This window comes from Isoptericola sp. 178 (genome assembly GCF_030586525.1).
Classification (GTDB): domain Bacteria; phylum Actinomycetota; class Actinomycetes; order Actinomycetales; family Cellulomonadaceae; genus Isoptericola; species Isoptericola sediminis.
Genome location: NZ_JAUQYN010000001.1, coordinates 498,133 through 512,051, shown reverse-complemented (window position 1 = coordinate 512,051; position 13,919 = coordinate 498,133). Strand labels below are relative to the sequence as shown.

Here is a 13,919-nt window from a genome sequence, read left to right as displayed (position 1 = left end):
GACGGGGCCACGATCGTCATGTGCCGAGCCCCGCGATCCTCGGCTCCGGGTGTCGCGCCCGGCGTCACCGCCCGCACGCATCCCACCACCGACCCGAGGAGCTCCCCCCATGAACCGCCCCGCCGTCCTCGCCCTCGCCGCCGTGCTCTCCCTGGTCCTGTCCTCGTGCGGCGCCGCCGAGCAGGAGGGGGGAGATGCCGTCACCGGTGGGACGCCGACACCGACGCTCTCGTCCTCCCCGTCGTCGGACACCACGGCCGGGTCCTCCCCGTCACCGTCCTCCCCGGCACCCGAGGAGAACGGTCCGCGCGTGCGGACCGTGGAGCTCGACGAGGCGATCAGCCACGTCCACGGCCTGGTCGTGGACGAGGAGGGTGTCGTGCGCGCCGGTACCCACGAGGGCGTGCGCGTCATCGACGACCAGGGGGGCGTGACCGCCGTCGGCCCGCAGGACGACCTCATGGGCATGACCGGGCTGCCCGGCACCCGACGTCTGGTGTCCTCCGGCCACCCCGGTCCGGGCAGGCCGCTGCCCAACCCGCTCGGGCTCCTGCGCAGCGACGACGGGGGCGAGACCTGGGACCCGGTGTCCCTGACCGGCGAGATCGACTTCCACGCCCTGGCCGTCACCGACGACTACCTCGTCGGTTTCGACGGCGTCACCGGGCTGATCGTCTCGACCGACGGCGGGTCGACCTGGGACCAGGGGCCGCGGATGGCGGCCGCGTCCCTCGCCGCGGTCGGTGACGAGGTGTGGGCCGCCACCCCGGACGGCCTGATGCACAGCACGGACCGAGCGGCCTCCTTCGCCCCGGTGGACGGGGCGCCGCTGCTGCGGCAGGTGTCCGCCGGGGTCGACGGCTCGCTGTGGGGTGTGGACGTCGACGGGACGGCCTGGGTCAGCGCCGACGGCCGGCAGTGGACCGAGCACGAGGAGATCGCGTCGGCGCAGGCGATCGCCGCGCTCGACCGCTCCACCGCCTATGCCGTCGACGAGACGACTCTCTTCCTCCTGTCGGTCTGACCGCCCGCACGGCGGTGCGTTCTTTCGAGACCGGGGTCAGTGCCCCACGGCGCTCTTGACCAGGACGACGACGGCAGCGAGCGTGAGCGCAACCGCGCCCGTGACGAGACTGGTGAGCCAGGGCCTCCCTCGAAGCCGCGCGATCGCCACGCCCGTCACCGCGGGGAGCGTGGCCAGCAGCACGAGCGAGCCGATCAGCGCGGCCGCGCCGTCGAGGAGAAGGAACGGAAGGGCAGCGACAGCAGCGACGGCGACACCACCGGCGATCTGGGCGCCGGCCTCCCGGGCGGCGGACTCCGTCGCGAAACCGCCTCCCACGGTGAGGTGTGACGCCAGGCGGAAGGCGAGCCAGTGCGCCAGGGTCAGGCCGATCGCACTGCCGACCAGCAGCCCGGCCACCGCCTCGTCCGAGGGCAGCCGGTCGGTGGGCACCGCCACCAGCGCGGCCAGGAGGACCAGGGCCATGTAGAGCGCTGAGGCGAAGAACTCCCGCGCAGCGAGACGTGCTTCCGCGTCGTCGTGATCTGCCTCGGACACTGCAGGGCCTCCCGCCGTTGCCGGTGACTCGTGAGGGTGATCATGCCAGTGACGGACCCGCGGGCCTCGGCGGCGCGGCCGCCGTGGCGCCTGGTGGGCCCCCAGGGGATCGAACCCTGAACCCACGGATTAAAAGTCCGTTGCTCTGCCGATTGAGCTAGAGGCCCGCCGCCGACCGTCCGGCCGGAGGCTGTGGCCAGCCTACTGGCGCCGCGCGCCGGCGGGCGCTGCGCCGCCGCGTGCTGCGAGGAGTCTCACATTGCGGTCGGGAGGGCAACATAAGCCCCGCCGGCAGGTCTGTCACCTGCAGTCTCACAGGCCGGGACGTTCTCCGGCGATCGCGGCGAACCGTTGCGTTCGCCGCGTGGTCCTGATTCGGTGGACGAGTCGCGTACCCGACGAGAGGAGCTCCCATGCTCACCGTGACGGACAACGCCCGCACCGCCGTCGACTCGCTGGCCGAGCAGGCCGGCGTCCCGGCCGAGGGCGGTCTGCGTATCGCGCAGTCCGCCGAGCAGCCGGGCAACTTCGAGCTCGCGCTCGTCCCCGCGCCCCAGCCCGAGGACCAGGTGGTCGACGAGTCCGGCGAGACCAACGTCTTCGTCGACTCCAGCTCGGCGCCGGCTCTCGACGCGCTGCAGCTCGACGCCGAGCCCTCCCCCGAGGGACCGGGATTCGTGCTCACGCCGCAGGCCTGAGCTCCCCAGCTCCGCGACGGCGGGTCGTCCTCCCGAAGGAGGGCGGCCCGCCGTCCTTCGTCTCGCATGGCGCCGAGCGGACATGTGCGCCATGGTGAACGGCACGCCGCGACCGTCGCGGCGACCAGGAGGTGTCCACGTGTCATCCACGTCCCAGAGTGCCCAGGGCGCTGCCCGGCAAGCCCGCAACCATCCGGCCGTCCGCACCCTCGCTCGGGCCGGCTACGCGGCCTCGGGTCTGCTGCACCTGATCATCGGCTGGCTGGCGGTGCAGCTCGCCTTCGGGTCCTCCTCCGGGCAGGCCGACTCGTCGGGTGCGATGCAGCAGGTCAGCCAGGCGCCGGGCGGCGAGATCCTGCTCTGGGCGGCGACCGTCGGCTTCGCGGCGCTGGCGCTGTGGGAGCTCACCGAGGCGATCATCGGTGTCCCCGGCGTGTCGGACAAGAAGGAGGCCGGCGCCCGCGTGAAGGCGGCGGGCAAGGGCATCCTCTACGCCGTGCTCGCGTTCACGGCGGGTCAGTACGCCACCGGCAGCGGGTCGGGCGGCGGTGGCAACAAGGAGGAGAGCCTCACCGCCTCCGTGATGGGGGCTCCCGGCGGCGTGCTGCTGGTGGGCGCCGTCGGTCTCACCGTCATCGGCGTCGGGATCTACCACATCTACAAGGGCGCGACCAAGAAGTTCCTCGAGGACCTGCGGGGCACCGGCGGTGGCGCAGTGGGTAACGCGGTCGTCCGCCTCGGCCAGGTGGGCTACATCGCCAAGGGCATCGCGCTCGGCGTCCTGGGCGGTCTGTTCGTCGCCGCGGCCGTCACGCACGACGCCGACCAGGCCGGTGGCATGGAGGAGGCGCTGACCACGGTCCGTGAGCAGCCGTTCGGTGTCGCGCTGCTCGTCGTCCTGGGTGTCGGGATCGCCGCGTACGGCGTCTACTCCTTCGCCCGGGCCCGCTACGCGAAGCTCTGACGAGACCGCTCAGGCGGTCGTGACCGGTCCGACGATCCATGACCCGCCGAGCACCAGTGCACCGACCGTCACCAGGAAGAAGATCAGGACCCAGACGATCCCCGGCACGCCGGTGAGCCGTCCGAGCTGATCCGCGTCCGAGGTGCGGGCGCGGCCCCTGGCCCGCTGCGACTGCAGCTCGGCCACGGGCCGCACCGCACCGAGGAGCAGGAACCAGGTCACGGCGTACGCGACGGCGGACTGCACGGTCGGGTCGAGCCACCAGGACACCCCGACCAGCAGGGCGCCGCTGACGAGCACGGACCACAGGCCGAACCAGTTGCGGATCTTCAGCAGCAGCAGGGCCAGCAGCACGACGAGCAGCCAGAGCAGCCCGACGGCGTACCCGGCGCGCAGCAGCCAGGCCGCGCCGAGGCCGACGAGCCCGGGGCCGACGTATCCCGCGAACGCGGTGAGGATCATGCCCAGGCCCCGGGGGCGGCCCGCCGTGACCGTGAGCCCCGAGGTGTCCGAGTGCAGGCGGATGCCGTCCAGTCGCCGCCCCGTGAGCATCGCCACGACCGCGTGCGCCCCCTCGTGCGCGATGGTGATGACGTGCCGTGCGACACGCCACACCGGGGACACGGCGACGACCGCCAGCGCCACCAGGCCCGCGGCGATCACCACCGTGCGGTCGGGCGGGTCCACGGCGGTGGTCGCGGCGGTCCAGATCTGCGCGAGCACGTCGCCGGCGGTCGTGAGGAAGTCGTCCACGGCCGCCATTCCACCACGTCGAGCCCGGGGCACGGCGGGTCCGAGCGACGGGCCGTGTGACAATGGGACCCGAGGGCGGCTGCGACACCCGCGCGCCCGGCGTCGTGGAGATCCCCCCGGATTGCGTGCGGCGGACCCCGACCGTGGACGTCGTCGACGTCCGGAGAGGCTTTTCTGTTGACTTCTTTCGCCGCATTCGGCCTGCCCGCCCCCGTCGTGGAGCACCTGACCCGGACGGGCATCACCACCCCCTTCCCCATCCAGTCGGCCTCGTTGCCCGACACGCTCGCGGGATCCGACGTCCTCGGCCGCGGCCGGACCGGGTCCGGCAAGACGCTCGCGTTCTCGTTGCCCGTCGTGACCCGGCTGGCGCAGCGTGCCGCGCGGGAGCGTGCGGCAGGCCGCCCGCGCCGGGTGCCGAACAGGCCCACCGCGCTGGTGCTGTGCCCGACGCGTGAGCTGGCGAACCAGATCGACGCGACGATGAAGCCGCTCGCCGAGGCGCTCGGCCTGCGGACGACGACGATCTTCGGCGGCGTCGCGCAGTCCCGCCAGGTCACGGCCCTCGGTCAGGGCGTCGACGTCGTCATCGCGTGCCCGGGGCGTCTCGAGGACCTGCTCAACCAGAAGGTGCTCACGCTCGAGGACGTGGCGATCACGGTGCTGGACGAGGCAGACCACATGGCCGACCTCGGGTTCCTGCCCGGCGTGAAGCGGATCATGGACCGCACGCCGCGCACCGGCCAGCGCCTGCTCTTCTCGGCCACGCTGGACAACGGCGTCGACGTCCTGGTCAAGCGCTACCTGAAGAACCCGGTGACCCACTCGGTCGACGAGGCCGCGGCCGCGCCGCCGAAGATGACGCACCACATCCTCGCGGTGGCGGACAAGGAGTCCAAGAAGCAGGTCGTCCACGAGCTCGCCCGCGGGACGGGCCGGCGGGTGCTGTTCACGCGGACGAAGCACCAGGCGAAGAAGCTCGCCCGGCAGCTCACCGCCGCCGGGGTGCCGGCCGTGGACCTGCACGGCAACCTCGGGCAGGGTGCGCGCGAACGCAACCTGGCCGCGTTCTCGACCGGTGACGTCAAGGTCATGGTCGCGACGGACATCGCCGCGCGCGGCATCCACGTCGACGAGATCGAGCTCGTCGTGCACGTCGACCCGCCGGCCGAGCACAAGGCGTACCTGCACCGGTCCGGGCGCACGGCGCGCGCCGGCTCGGGCGGCGACGTCGTCACCGTGATGCTCCCCGAGGAGCGCGGCGACGTGCGCGACCTGACCCGCAAGGCGCGGATCACCGCCCGCCCGCAGCCCGCCGCGCCCGGTGACGCGACGCTGACCGCGCTGGTCGGCGAGGTCGCCCCCTACGTGGCCCCGTCCGAGACGCCGCCGCAGCAGCAGGCGGGCCGCGCGTCCGGGAAGAAGCCGTCGGGGCAGGCCGCGACGGCCGGCGCCGGTGGCACGGGCGACGGCCGTCGCCGTCGTCGCCGGGGTCGTGGTGGCCAGGGTGGTCAGGGCGCGACCGCGCAGCCGCGTCAGGGTCAGCAGGGTCGGCAGCGGCCGTCGCGGTCCGGCGGCTCGCGGCAGCGCTGAGCCGGGGAACACCGCTCGGACGTGCGGTGTTGGCGCCGACATGAGCTACGACGTTTCCAAGACTGACGACCAGTGGCGCATCGAGCTGTCCCCGCAGGAGTTCTCGGTGCTGCGCCAGGCCGGGACGGAGCGGCCGTGGACGGGTGAGCTCCTCGACGAGCAGCGCGAGGGCGTGTACCGCTGTCGCGGCTGCGGCGGCGAGCTGTTCCGCAGCGAGACCAAGTTCGAGTCCCACTGCGGGTGGCCGTCCTTCTACACCCCGTTGGCGGAGGACCGCGTCGAGCTGATCGAGGACCGGTCCCTGGGGATGGTGCGCATCGAGGTGCGCTGCGCGCGGTGCGGGTCCCACCTGGGCCACGTGTTCGACGACGCACCCCAGACGCCGACCGGTGACCGCTACTGCATGAACTCGGTCAGCATGACGTTCGAGCCCGTCGAGGGCTGAGCGACCGTCGGGGACCGCCCGTCCGGGGCGGCCCCGCGGTCAGCCCGCCGTCGCGACGGACGGCGTGCCCGACGTGGCGGGCGACTCCTCACCCTGACGGGTCCCCAGCCAGCGGACCACGTCGGCCGAGTAGCGGCGCAGCAGCGTGGCGAGCTCGGCGATGTCCTCCTCGGACCACGACGCCAGGGCACCCTCGAGCATGCCGATCCGGGCGTCGCGGGCGTGCTCGAACCGGGCGACGCCGTCGTCGGTGAGCGTGATGCACTGCCCGCGCGTGTCCTCGGGGTCGGTCTCGCGGTGCACCAGTCCGAGGTCCGCCATCCGGCTGAGCTGCCGGGAGACGGTGGCGCGGCCGACGCCGAAGTGTGCCGCCAGGTCGGACCCGCGGCTGTTCGGGTACTGGGCGATGTGGGCGAGCAGCGGGTAGGCGGACGCGTCGAGCTCCGGGTGGATGAGCCGGGCCATCTGGGCGGCCGTCGACTGGGCCCGCCGGATCAGCACGCGGACCTCGCGTTCCAGGGCACCCAGGGGGTCCGTCGTCGGGTCCGGCGGGGTCGTGGGCGCAGCGCTGTCGTGCATGTGCCCCATCATGGCGGTCCCTCGACGCTCTCGGGACGTTCCGGAGGTCACGATTTGAACTCCGGCCCCCTGGAGCGGGTGAATTTCCCCCTGCCGGGCCGGGTGCCGGTCACTCCCGGGGGTCGACGGCGGGCGTGGTCCGATCCTCCGCGGCGGGGACGGGAGCGGGGTCCGTCGCCGCCTCCTGCTCCGCGACGAGGTCGCGGGTCTGCTCGATGCCGGACCGCTCGCCGAGGGGGATCTCGACGATGAAGCAGATCGCCACGAGCGCCACGACGGCCATCGGGACGGCGACGAGGAAGATCCCGGTGATCCCCTCGGTGTAGGCGGAGGACACGACGTCGGCGACCGGTGCCGGCAGCGTGGACATGTCGGGCACGGAGCCGCTGGACCCGCCGAGCGTCCCGGCGGGGACCCCGAGCCCGGCCAGGCCGCGCGTGATCTCGTCACGGACGTCGGCCGCCAGGACGGCGCCGAGGGCCGAGACGCCGATCGCGCCGCCCAGCGAGCGGAAGAACGCCACGGTGGCCGTGCCCGCGCCCATGTCGCGCAGGCCGAGCGTGTTCTGGGTGGCGAGCACGAGGTTCTGCATGAGCGCGCCCACGGACAGCCCGAGCCCGAACAGGAACACGGAGACCACGACCAGGCTGGTGCCGGTCCCGATCGTCGACATCCCGAACAGGGAGGCGGTCAGCACGACGGCCCCGCCGATCATGATCGCCTTGTAGCGGCCCGTGCGGGAGATGATCCGGCCGAGCACGATCCCGCCCACCATGGTGCCGACCACCATGGGGATCGTCTGCAGACCCGACTGGGTGGGTGTCATGCCCCGGGCCAGCTGCAGGTACTGGGCGAGGAACACCGCGGTGCCGAACATCGCCACGCCCACCGCCGCCGAGGCGACGACGGACAGCACGAACGTCCGGTTGCGGAACAGGTGCAGGGGGATGATCGGCTCGGGTGCGCGGCGCTCGACGAGGGCCGCGGCGAGGAGGGCGACGACGGCGCCGCCCACCATGGCGGCCGTCTGCCAGGACGCCCAGTCGAACTGGTCGCCGGCGAAGGTGACCCACAGCAGCAGGAGGGCGACCCCGAGGGCGATGAGCGCGGCGCCGGCGGCGTCGATGCGCACGGTGCGCAGCGGCCTGGCGGGCAGGTGCAGGGTCGTGCGGAGCACGACCAGGGCCACGACGGCGAACGGCACCCCGACGAAGAACGTCCAGCGCCAGCCGATCGAGTCGGTGATGACGCCGCCGAGCAGCGGGCCGCCGATCTGCGCCACGGCCATGACACCACCCATGAGGCCCATGTACTTGCCGCGTTCGCGGGGGCTGATGATGTCGGACATCAGCACGGTCGCCAGGGACATCAGCCCGCCGGCGCCGACGCCCTGCAGGGCGCGGGACGTGATGAGCATCTCCATGTTCTGGGCGAACCCGGCCGACGCCGCGGAGACCACGGTGACGACCAGCGCCACCTGGATGAGCGTCTTGCGGTTCGTCAGGTCGGCGAGCTTGCCCCACAGGGGGGTGGAGATCGTCATCGTCAGCAGCATGGCCGTGACGACCCAGGTGTAGGCGTGCTGGGAGCCCTCGAGGTCGGCGACGATCCGCGGCAGCGCGGTCGAGACGATGGTGGTGGCGAGCAGGGAGACGAAGACGCCGAGCAGGATGCCCGAGAGGGCCTCCAGCGTCTCGCGGCGGGTCATCGCCGGGGCGCGGCTCGTCGCGGGCGTGTCGGTCGGGGTGGATCGGGTGGACGTGTCGGTCATCGGGGAGGGGCCTCCTGGCTGACGGAGCTGATGGCGTCCGCGACGTCGCGGATGTGGTCGATGGCGTCGGCGAGGTCCTCGGCCGACCAGTCGGCGAAGGCCTCGGCGACGAAGGCGTCGAACCGGTCGTCGCTCTGGGCGGCGAGCCGGTGGCCGGCGTCCGTGAGCTCGAGGGTGCGGGCGCGCCGGTCGGTCTCGTCGACGGTGCGTCGCACGTAGCCGCCCTCGACGAGCGCGCCGACCTGCCGGCTGGCGACCGAGGCGTCCACGCGCAGGGTGTCGGCGACCTCGCAGAGCTGGACGGGGCCGCGGACGCGCAGCAGTCGCACGACGCCGAGCGCGGCGCGGGGGCGCCCGAGGTCGCCGGCGATGCGGGCCGCGGCCTCGCGCTGGGCCCGGCTGAGCCGCTCGAGGGCCGTGACGAGAGCGGTGGTGGCGTCGTCGGACATCGCGCACCCCCTTTCGTTGCTTCGAGAAACAATAAGTCAAGTGCTTGCAGCATGCAAATATTCCGGTCGCCGACTGCGAGACTGGTGGGGTGACCGACCGCCCCCGCTTCCGCCGCCCCGCGATGCTCGACCCGGTCGAGGCCGAGAGCCTGCCGGGAGAGCTCGATCCCGCACGCCGCGACGAGGTGGCCCACACGACCGCCCGCGCCGTGGTCCACACCGCGCGCGCCGCCGAGGACCCGGAGGTGGTCGCACGCCTGGTCCGGCTCGTGGAGGAGGAGGGGCTGGACGTCGTGGCCGAGCTGTGGTCCGACGCCGCCCCCGCGTCCCTTCCCGGGGCGCTCTGGCGGCTGTACGCGCTGCGCGAGTGGGTGCGCCGGGACCCCCGGACCATCGGCCTGCGCTACCGCCTCGGGGTCGACGTGGCGCCCGTCCACGAGGTCGTCGCGGGGGTGCCGCGGCCGCCCACCCCGAGCGACCTGCGCGAGCTGGCCGACCGCGTCCTCTCGGGCGTCTACGGCGGCGACCTCGCCGTCGCGCTCGAGCGGGCCGCCGCCTTCTGCCGGATCCTGGCCACCGGCGCGGCCTACGACGCGGACGCCCGCGAGACGGCCGACCCGGACGCCGCCGCCCGCATGACCCGCGGGGCGAGCGACCTGACGCGCACGGCGGAGGAGCTGGAGCACGCCGCGGCGCTGTGGCGTGCGGGATCGCTCGACTGAGGCGAGAGGTTTCGACGTGTGCGGGTCGCGCCCTTACGATGGTGGGGCGGCGCCGGGCCGCGGTAGCCCCGGGCTCCATCTTCAGCCGCTTCGAGCGGCCACGCGCCGAGAGGCGCTCCCGGTCCGGCGTCGCACTTCTTCTCCTCCCACCGTCACGGAGCGGTGAATCTCCGTGACCGGAGTACGCGCTGCCCCGGGGCGGGTCCTACCCTGTGACTGACCAAAGCGTTCTTTCCCACCGGGGGTCTCTGTGCGTCTGCGCCTCACTCCGCGCGACTCGACCTACTACGAGCTGCTCGCCGCCCTCGCGCGGCACACCGTCACCGGTGCCTCGCTGCTCGCCGAGCTGCTGGGCGCCTCCCGGCCGGAGCGCGAGCAGATCGTCGCCCGCCTCGCCGAGGCGGAGCACCTCGCCGACGACGTCACGCACTCGATCAAGCGGCGGCTCAACCAGACCTTCGTGACGCCCTTCGACCGGGACGACCTGTACCACCTGGCCTCCGCCCTGGACGACTGCATGGACGCCATGGACGAGGCGGGGCACCTCATCGTGCTGTACAAGGTCTCCGAGCTGCCGATGGCCGTCTCCGAGCAGGTACAGGTGCTGCAGCGCTGCGCCGAGCTCACCGCGGACGCGATGCCGCGGCTGCGCAAGCTCGACCAGCTCCCCGAGTACTGCGTGGAGATCAACCGGCTCGAGAACCAGGGCGACAACCTGCACCGCTCCCTGCTCGGTCACCTGTTCGACAAGGTCGCCGACCCGATCCTGCTCATCAAGCTCAAGGAGATCGTCGACACCCTCGAGGAGGCCACCGACGCCTTCGAGCGCGTGGCCCACCTCGTCGAGTCCATCAGCGTCAAGGAGTCGTGACGGTGGAGGTCGCGCTGGTCGTCGTCATCGTGGTCGTCGCGCTGGGGTTCGCCTACACCAACGGCTTCCTCGACGCGGCGAACTCGATCGCGACCTCCGTCTCGACGCGGGCCCTGACCCCGCGCATCGCGGTGACGATGGCCGCGGGCATGAACTTCGTCGGCGCCCTGCTCGGCACGGAGGTGGCCGAGACCATCGCGACCTCGATCGTCGACCTCGACGGCGCGACCGCCCTGCAGTCCCTCGTCGTGGTGCTCAGCGCGCTGCTCGGCGCGATCGTGTGGAACCTGTACGCCTGGTGGTCCGGGATGCCCACCTCCTCGACCCACTCGCTCATCGGTGGGCTGCTGGGCGCCGGGCTGGCCGGCGGGATGGCGGTGTACGGCGCCGAGGTGGTCGACAAGGTCGTGCTGCCGATGCTGCTGTCCCCGGCGGTCGGGTTCGTCGGCGCCTTCGGTCTCATGCTCGCGCTGATGTGGCTGCTGCGGAACGTCGCCCCGGCACGGGTCAACCGGCGGTTCCGCCTCGCGCAGACCGCCTCGGCCGCCGCCATGGCGCTCGGGCACGGACTGCAGTCCGCGCAGAAGACGATGGGTGTCATCTGGCTCGCGCTGATCACCGTCGGCGCGGCCACGACGAGCGGCGGTGTCCCGCTGTGGGTCAAGATCTCGGCGGCCACCGCCATGGGGATCGGCACCTACGCCGGCGGTTGGCGCATCATGCGCACGCTCGGTCAGCGGATCATCGACCTCGACCCGGCGCGCGGGTTCGTCGCCGAGTCGGTCTCGGCGGTCGTGCTGTACGCGAACGCCATCGTGCTCTACGCCCCGGTGTCGAGCACGCACACCATCACCTCGGCCATCATGGGCGCCGGCGCCACCCGGCGCTGGACCGCCGTGCGCTGGGGCGTGGTCCGCACGATCGCGATCTACTGGTTGCTCACCGCCCCGGTGGCCGCGCTGCTCGCGGCGGCGGCGACGCTGGCGCTGCTGCCGCTCGTCGGCGGCTGACCCTCACCGGGGCCGGGCGCCCAGCCGGGTGCTGATCGCGGCGGCCGCCCGGGACACCTGGTCGGCCAGCCGCTCGCGGTCCTCGGGGCCCCGGTCGGCGGACCGGAAGGTCAGGGCGAGCCCGGCCACCGGCCGGTCGAGGTGGTCGACGACGACGTCCGCCACCGAGGCGAACCCGTCGGTCACCTCGCCGTCCTCGACCGCGTACCCCCGCCGCCGGACCTCGCGCAGCACCGTCCGCAGCTCGCTGAGCGTGCGCGGCCCCCGTCCCGTGCGGTCGCTGAACGCCCCGGTGGTCGGGTAGGCGGCCCGGACCTGGGCGGCGGGCAGATGGGCGAGGACCGCCCGCCCGGACGCCGTGAGGTGGGCGGGCAGGCGGACGTCGACGTCGGACACGAGCGGCGGGCGGCCCGGTGCCCGCTGCTCGACCAGGTAGAGCACCTCACGTCCGTTGAGGAGCGCGAGGTGGCCGTTCTCGCCGGTCGCCTCCACCAGCCGGGAGACCACGGGGCGGGCCAGCCGCGTCACGGGTGCCTGACGCGTGTAGGCGGTGCCGAGGCCGAGCGTGGCGACCCCGAGTCCGTAGCGGCGCTCCTCCGGGTAGTGGGTCACGAACCCCTCGTCGGCCAGGACGGACAGCAGGTGGTAGACGGAGGACCGGGGCAGGTCGAGGCTCGCGGCCACGGACGACGCGGGGACCGGGCCGGGCTGGGCGGCCAGGTGGGCGAGCAGGCGCGCCGTGGCGCGCGCCGCGGGGACGTCGCTGCTGCCTGCCACGCCGCACCACCTCCCTCGGCTGACCGGGACGTACTGTCTGGTATCCCAGACACTATCGCCGTCCGACGGCTCCCCGCCGACCGTCGACGGGTGTGCGATGAGGGCATGAGCACGACGCACCCCTCGCCGCCGTCCCCCGTCACCGACGGCCGGGGGACCACCACGGTCCTGCTGGACGGGTCCCCCCTGCGGGTCGACCAGGTCGTCGCCGTCGCACGCCACGGCGCCCCGGTCTCCGTGGGTGCCGCGGCCCGGGACGCGATGGCGCGCTCCCGGGCCGTGATCGACGCGCTGGCGGACGACGTCGTCCCCCACTACGGCGTGTCCACCGGGTTCGGCGCCCTCGCCCGCCGGCACATCCCCGCCGGGTCGCGGGCCCAGCTCCAGCTCTCCCTCGTGCGCTCCCACGCCGCGGGGTCCGGGCCCGAGGTGGAGACCGAGGTGGTGCGCGCCCTGCAGCTGCTGCGCCTGGCCACGCTGTGCACCGGCCGCACGGGTGTCCGTCCCGAGGTCGCCGAGACCTACGCGGCGATGCTGAACGCGGGGCTCACCCCCGTCGTCCACGAGTACGGCTCCCTGGGCTGCTCCGGCGATCTCGCACCGCTCGCCCATGTCGCCCTGGCCGCCCTCGGCGAGGGCGAGGTCCGGGACGCCGCGGGCACCCGCCACCCGGCCGGGGAGGCGCTGGCCGCGGCCGGGATCGAGCCGCTGGCCCTGCAGGAGAAGGAGGGGCTGGCCCTCATCAACGGCACCGACGGGATGCTCGGCCAGCTCTGCCTGGCCCTGGACGACCTGCAGGGCCTGCTCGCCGCCGCCGACGTCGCGGCCGCGCAGAGCGTCGAGGCGCTGCTGGGCTCCGACGCCCCGTACGCGGCCGACCTCGTGGCGATGCGCCCCCACCCGGGGCAGGCGGCGTCGGCGGCGAACCTGCGGGCGTTGCTCGCCGGGTCCCCGCTCATGGCCAGCCACCGCGAGCTCGAGCCCGACGGGACGCCGTCCTGCACCCGCGTCCAGGACGCCTACTCGCTGCGCTGCGCCCCCCAGGTGCACGGCGCCGCCCGCGACACCCTCGACCACGCGCGCCTCGTCGCCGACCGGGAGCTGGCCGCGGCGATCGACAACCCGGTGGTGACGGTGGACGGCCGGGTGGAGTCCAACGGCAACTTCCACGGCGCCCCCGTGGCGTACGTCCTGGACTTCGTGGCGATCGCGGTGGCCGACGTCGCCGGCATCAGCGAGCGCCGCACCGACAGGTTCCTCGACGTCGCGCGCAACGAGGGCCTGCCGCCGTTCCTGGCCGACGACCCCGGCGTGGACTCGGGGCTGATGATCGCCCAGTACACGGCCGCGGGGATCGTCTCCGAGCTCAAGCGTCTCGCGGCGCCGGCGAGCGTGGACTCGATCCCGTCCTCGGCCATGCAGGAGGACCACGTCTCCATGGGCTGGGCCGGTGCCCGCAAGCTGCGCCGCGCCGTCGACGGGCTGAGCCGGGTCCTGGCGATCGAGCTGCTCACCGCCGCCCGGGCCCTGGACCTGCGCGCCGCCGCGGACCCGGCCCACGGGCCGGCCGCGGGCACCGGCGCCGTCCGCGACCTGCTGCGCACCCGGGTCGCGGGCCCGGGGCCCGACCGGTACCTGACGCCGGAGATCGACGCCGTCGTCGACCTCGTGGTCGGCGGGGCCGTGCTGGACGCCGCGACCGCCGCCGTCGGCGAGCTCGCCTGAC

15 protein-coding genes and 1 tRNA gene are annotated in these 13,919 nt (G+C 73.7%); 9 read left to right on the top strand and 7 right to left on the bottom strand.

Annotated elements, in window-relative coordinates; translation table 11 throughout:
* Positions 1-109 precede the first annotated feature (109 nt).
* Complete coding sequence (locus tag Q6349_RS02375; RefSeq protein ID WP_304602692.1) at positions 110-1,024, top strand: F510_1955 family glycosylhydrolase; 915 nt, start codon at positions 110-112, stop codon at positions 1,022-1,024.
* A gap of 36 nt (positions 1,025-1,060) precedes the next feature.
* Here Q6349_RS02375 and Q6349_RS02370 read toward each other — a convergent pair whose 3' ends face one another.
* Complete coding sequence (locus tag Q6349_RS02370) at positions 1,061-1,561, bottom strand: hypothetical protein (protein ID WP_304602691.1); 501 nt, start codon at positions 1,559-1,561, stop codon at positions 1,061-1,063.
* Positions 1,562-1,652: 91 nt separating this feature from the next.
* Positions 1,653-1,728 (bottom strand) — tRNA-Lys (locus tag Q6349_RS02365).
* A 246-nt stretch (positions 1,729-1,974) separates the two neighbouring features.
* On the opposite strand from Q6349_RS02365, the gene Q6349_RS02360 reads away from it, so the two are divergent.
* Both Q6349_RS02360 and Q6349_RS02355 read left to right on the top strand, forming a co-directional pair.
* Positions 1,975-2,259, top strand: coding sequence for a Fe-S cluster assembly protein HesB (locus Q6349_RS02360; protein WP_304602690.1), 285 nt, complete (start codon positions 1,975-1,977; stop codon positions 2,257-2,259).
* Between the two features lie 139 nt (positions 2,260-2,398).
* Complete coding sequence (locus Q6349_RS02355) at positions 2,399-3,223, top strand: DUF1206 domain-containing protein (protein WP_304602689.1); 825 nt, start codon at positions 2,399-2,401, stop codon at positions 3,221-3,223.
* A 9-nt stretch (positions 3,224-3,232) separates the two neighbouring features.
* Here the strand turns inward: Q6349_RS02355 and Q6349_RS02350 are convergent, their stop codons facing one another.
* Entirely contained in the window at positions 3,233-3,985 is a 753-nt protein-coding gene (locus Q6349_RS02350; RefSeq protein WP_171246532.1) for a M50 family metallopeptidase, read from the bottom strand.
* 168 nt (positions 3,986-4,153) lie between these two features.
* On the opposite strand from Q6349_RS02350, the gene Q6349_RS02345 reads away from it, so the two are divergent.
* Together Q6349_RS02345 and msrB are read left to right on the top strand one after the other, a co-directional pair.
* Positions 4,154-5,569 carry a DEAD/DEAH box helicase gene (locus tag Q6349_RS02345; protein WP_304602688.1) on the top strand — a complete coding sequence of 472 codons (1,416 nt, stop codon included), beginning with the start codon at positions 4,154-4,156 and terminating at the stop codon, positions 5,567-5,569.
* A gap of 40 nt (positions 5,570-5,609) precedes the next feature.
* Complete coding sequence (gene msrB, locus Q6349_RS02340; protein ID WP_304602687.1) at positions 5,610-6,014, top strand: peptide-methionine (R)-S-oxide reductase MsrB; 405 nt, start codon at positions 5,610-5,612, stop codon at positions 6,012-6,014.
* Positions 6,015-6,053: 39 nt separating this feature from the next.
* Here msrB and Q6349_RS02335 read toward each other — a convergent pair whose 3' ends face one another.
* The 3 genes from Q6349_RS02335 to Q6349_RS02325 form a co-directional block, all read right to left on the bottom strand.
* Complete coding sequence (locus Q6349_RS02335; protein ID WP_171246529.1) at positions 6,054-6,593, bottom strand: MarR family winged helix-turn-helix transcriptional regulator; 540 nt, start codon at positions 6,591-6,593, stop codon at positions 6,054-6,056.
* A 109-nt stretch (positions 6,594-6,702) separates the two neighbouring features.
* Complete coding sequence (locus Q6349_RS02330) at positions 6,703-8,364, bottom strand: MDR family MFS transporter (protein ID WP_304602686.1); 1,662 nt, start codon at positions 8,362-8,364, stop codon at positions 6,703-6,705.
* Entirely contained in the window at positions 8,361-8,813 is a 453-nt protein-coding gene (locus tag Q6349_RS02325; protein WP_171246527.1) for a MarR family winged helix-turn-helix transcriptional regulator, read from the bottom strand. The genes Q6349_RS02330 and Q6349_RS02325 overlap by 4 nt, the downstream gene beginning before the upstream one ends.
* 122 nt (positions 8,814-8,935) lie before the next feature.
* Here Q6349_RS02325 and Q6349_RS02320 point away from each other — a divergent pair, with 122 nt between their 5' ends.
* The 3 genes from Q6349_RS02320 to Q6349_RS02310 all read left to right on the top strand — a co-directional run bounded on the left by Q6349_RS02320 (position 8,936) and on the right by Q6349_RS02310 (position 11,416).
* Positions 8,936-9,535, top strand: coding sequence for a hypothetical protein (locus Q6349_RS02320; RefSeq protein ID WP_171246565.1), 600 nt, complete (start codon positions 8,936-8,938; stop codon positions 9,533-9,535).
* Between the two features lie 250 nt (positions 9,536-9,785).
* Positions 9,786-10,406, top strand: coding sequence for a DUF47 domain-containing protein (locus Q6349_RS02315; RefSeq protein ID WP_171246526.1), 621 nt, complete (start codon positions 9,786-9,788; stop codon positions 10,404-10,406).
* 2 nt (positions 10,407-10,408) lie between these two features.
* On the top strand, positions 10,409-11,416 hold the full coding sequence (locus tag Q6349_RS02310; protein WP_304603086.1) for an inorganic phosphate transporter: 1,008 nt from the start codon (positions 10,409-10,411) through the stop codon (positions 11,414-11,416).
* 3 nt (positions 11,417-11,419) lie between these two features.
* On the opposite strand, the gene Q6349_RS02305 is transcribed toward Q6349_RS02310, so the two are convergent.
* On the bottom strand, positions 11,420-12,193 hold the full coding sequence (locus tag Q6349_RS02305) for an IclR family transcriptional regulator (protein ID WP_304602685.1): 774 nt from the start codon (positions 12,191-12,193) through the stop codon (positions 11,420-11,422).
* 105 nt (positions 12,194-12,298) lie between these two features.
* Here Q6349_RS02305 and hutH point away from each other — a divergent pair, with 105 nt between their 5' ends.
* Entirely contained in the window at positions 12,299-13,918 is a 1,620-nt protein-coding gene (gene hutH, locus Q6349_RS02300; protein WP_304602684.1) for a histidine ammonia-lyase, read from the top strand.
* Position 13,919: the final 1 nt, after the last annotated feature.

What these genes read in the sequence shown, in the direction of transcription:
- Q6349_RS02375 (WP_304602692.1), top strand. Translation starts at nt 110, where the DNA reads ATGAACCGCCCCGCCGTCCTCGCCCTCGCCGCCGTGCTCTCCCTGGTC.
- Q6349_RS02360 (WP_304602690.1), top strand. Translation starts at nt 1,975, where the DNA reads ATGCTCACCGTGACGGACAACGCCCGCACCGCCGTCGACTCGCTGGCC.
- Q6349_RS02350 (WP_171246532.1), bottom strand. Translation starts at nt 3,985, where the DNA reads ATGGCGGCCGTGGACGACTTCCTCACGACCGCCGGCGACGTGCTCGCG.
- msrB (WP_304602687.1), top strand. Translation starts at nt 5,610, where the DNA reads ATGAGCTACGACGTTTCCAAGACTGACGACCAGTGGCGCATCGAGCTG.
- Q6349_RS02335 (WP_171246529.1), bottom strand. Translation starts at nt 6,593, where the DNA reads ATGCACGACAGCGCTGCGCCCACGACCCCGCCGGACCCGACGACGGAC.
- Q6349_RS02330 (WP_304602686.1), bottom strand. Translation starts at nt 8,364, where the DNA reads ATGACCGACACGTCCACCCGATCCACCCCGACCGACACGCCCGCGACG.
- Q6349_RS02325 (WP_171246527.1), bottom strand. Translation starts at nt 8,813, where the DNA reads ATGTCCGACGACGCCACCACCGCTCTCGTCACGGCCCTCGAGCGGCTC.
- Q6349_RS02320 (WP_171246565.1), top strand. Translation starts at nt 8,936, where the DNA reads ATGCTCGACCCGGTCGAGGCCGAGAGCCTGCCGGGAGAGCTCGATCCC.
- hutH (WP_304602684.1), top strand. Translation starts at nt 12,299, where the DNA reads ATGAGCACGACGCACCCCTCGCCGCCGTCCCCCGTCACCGACGGCCGG.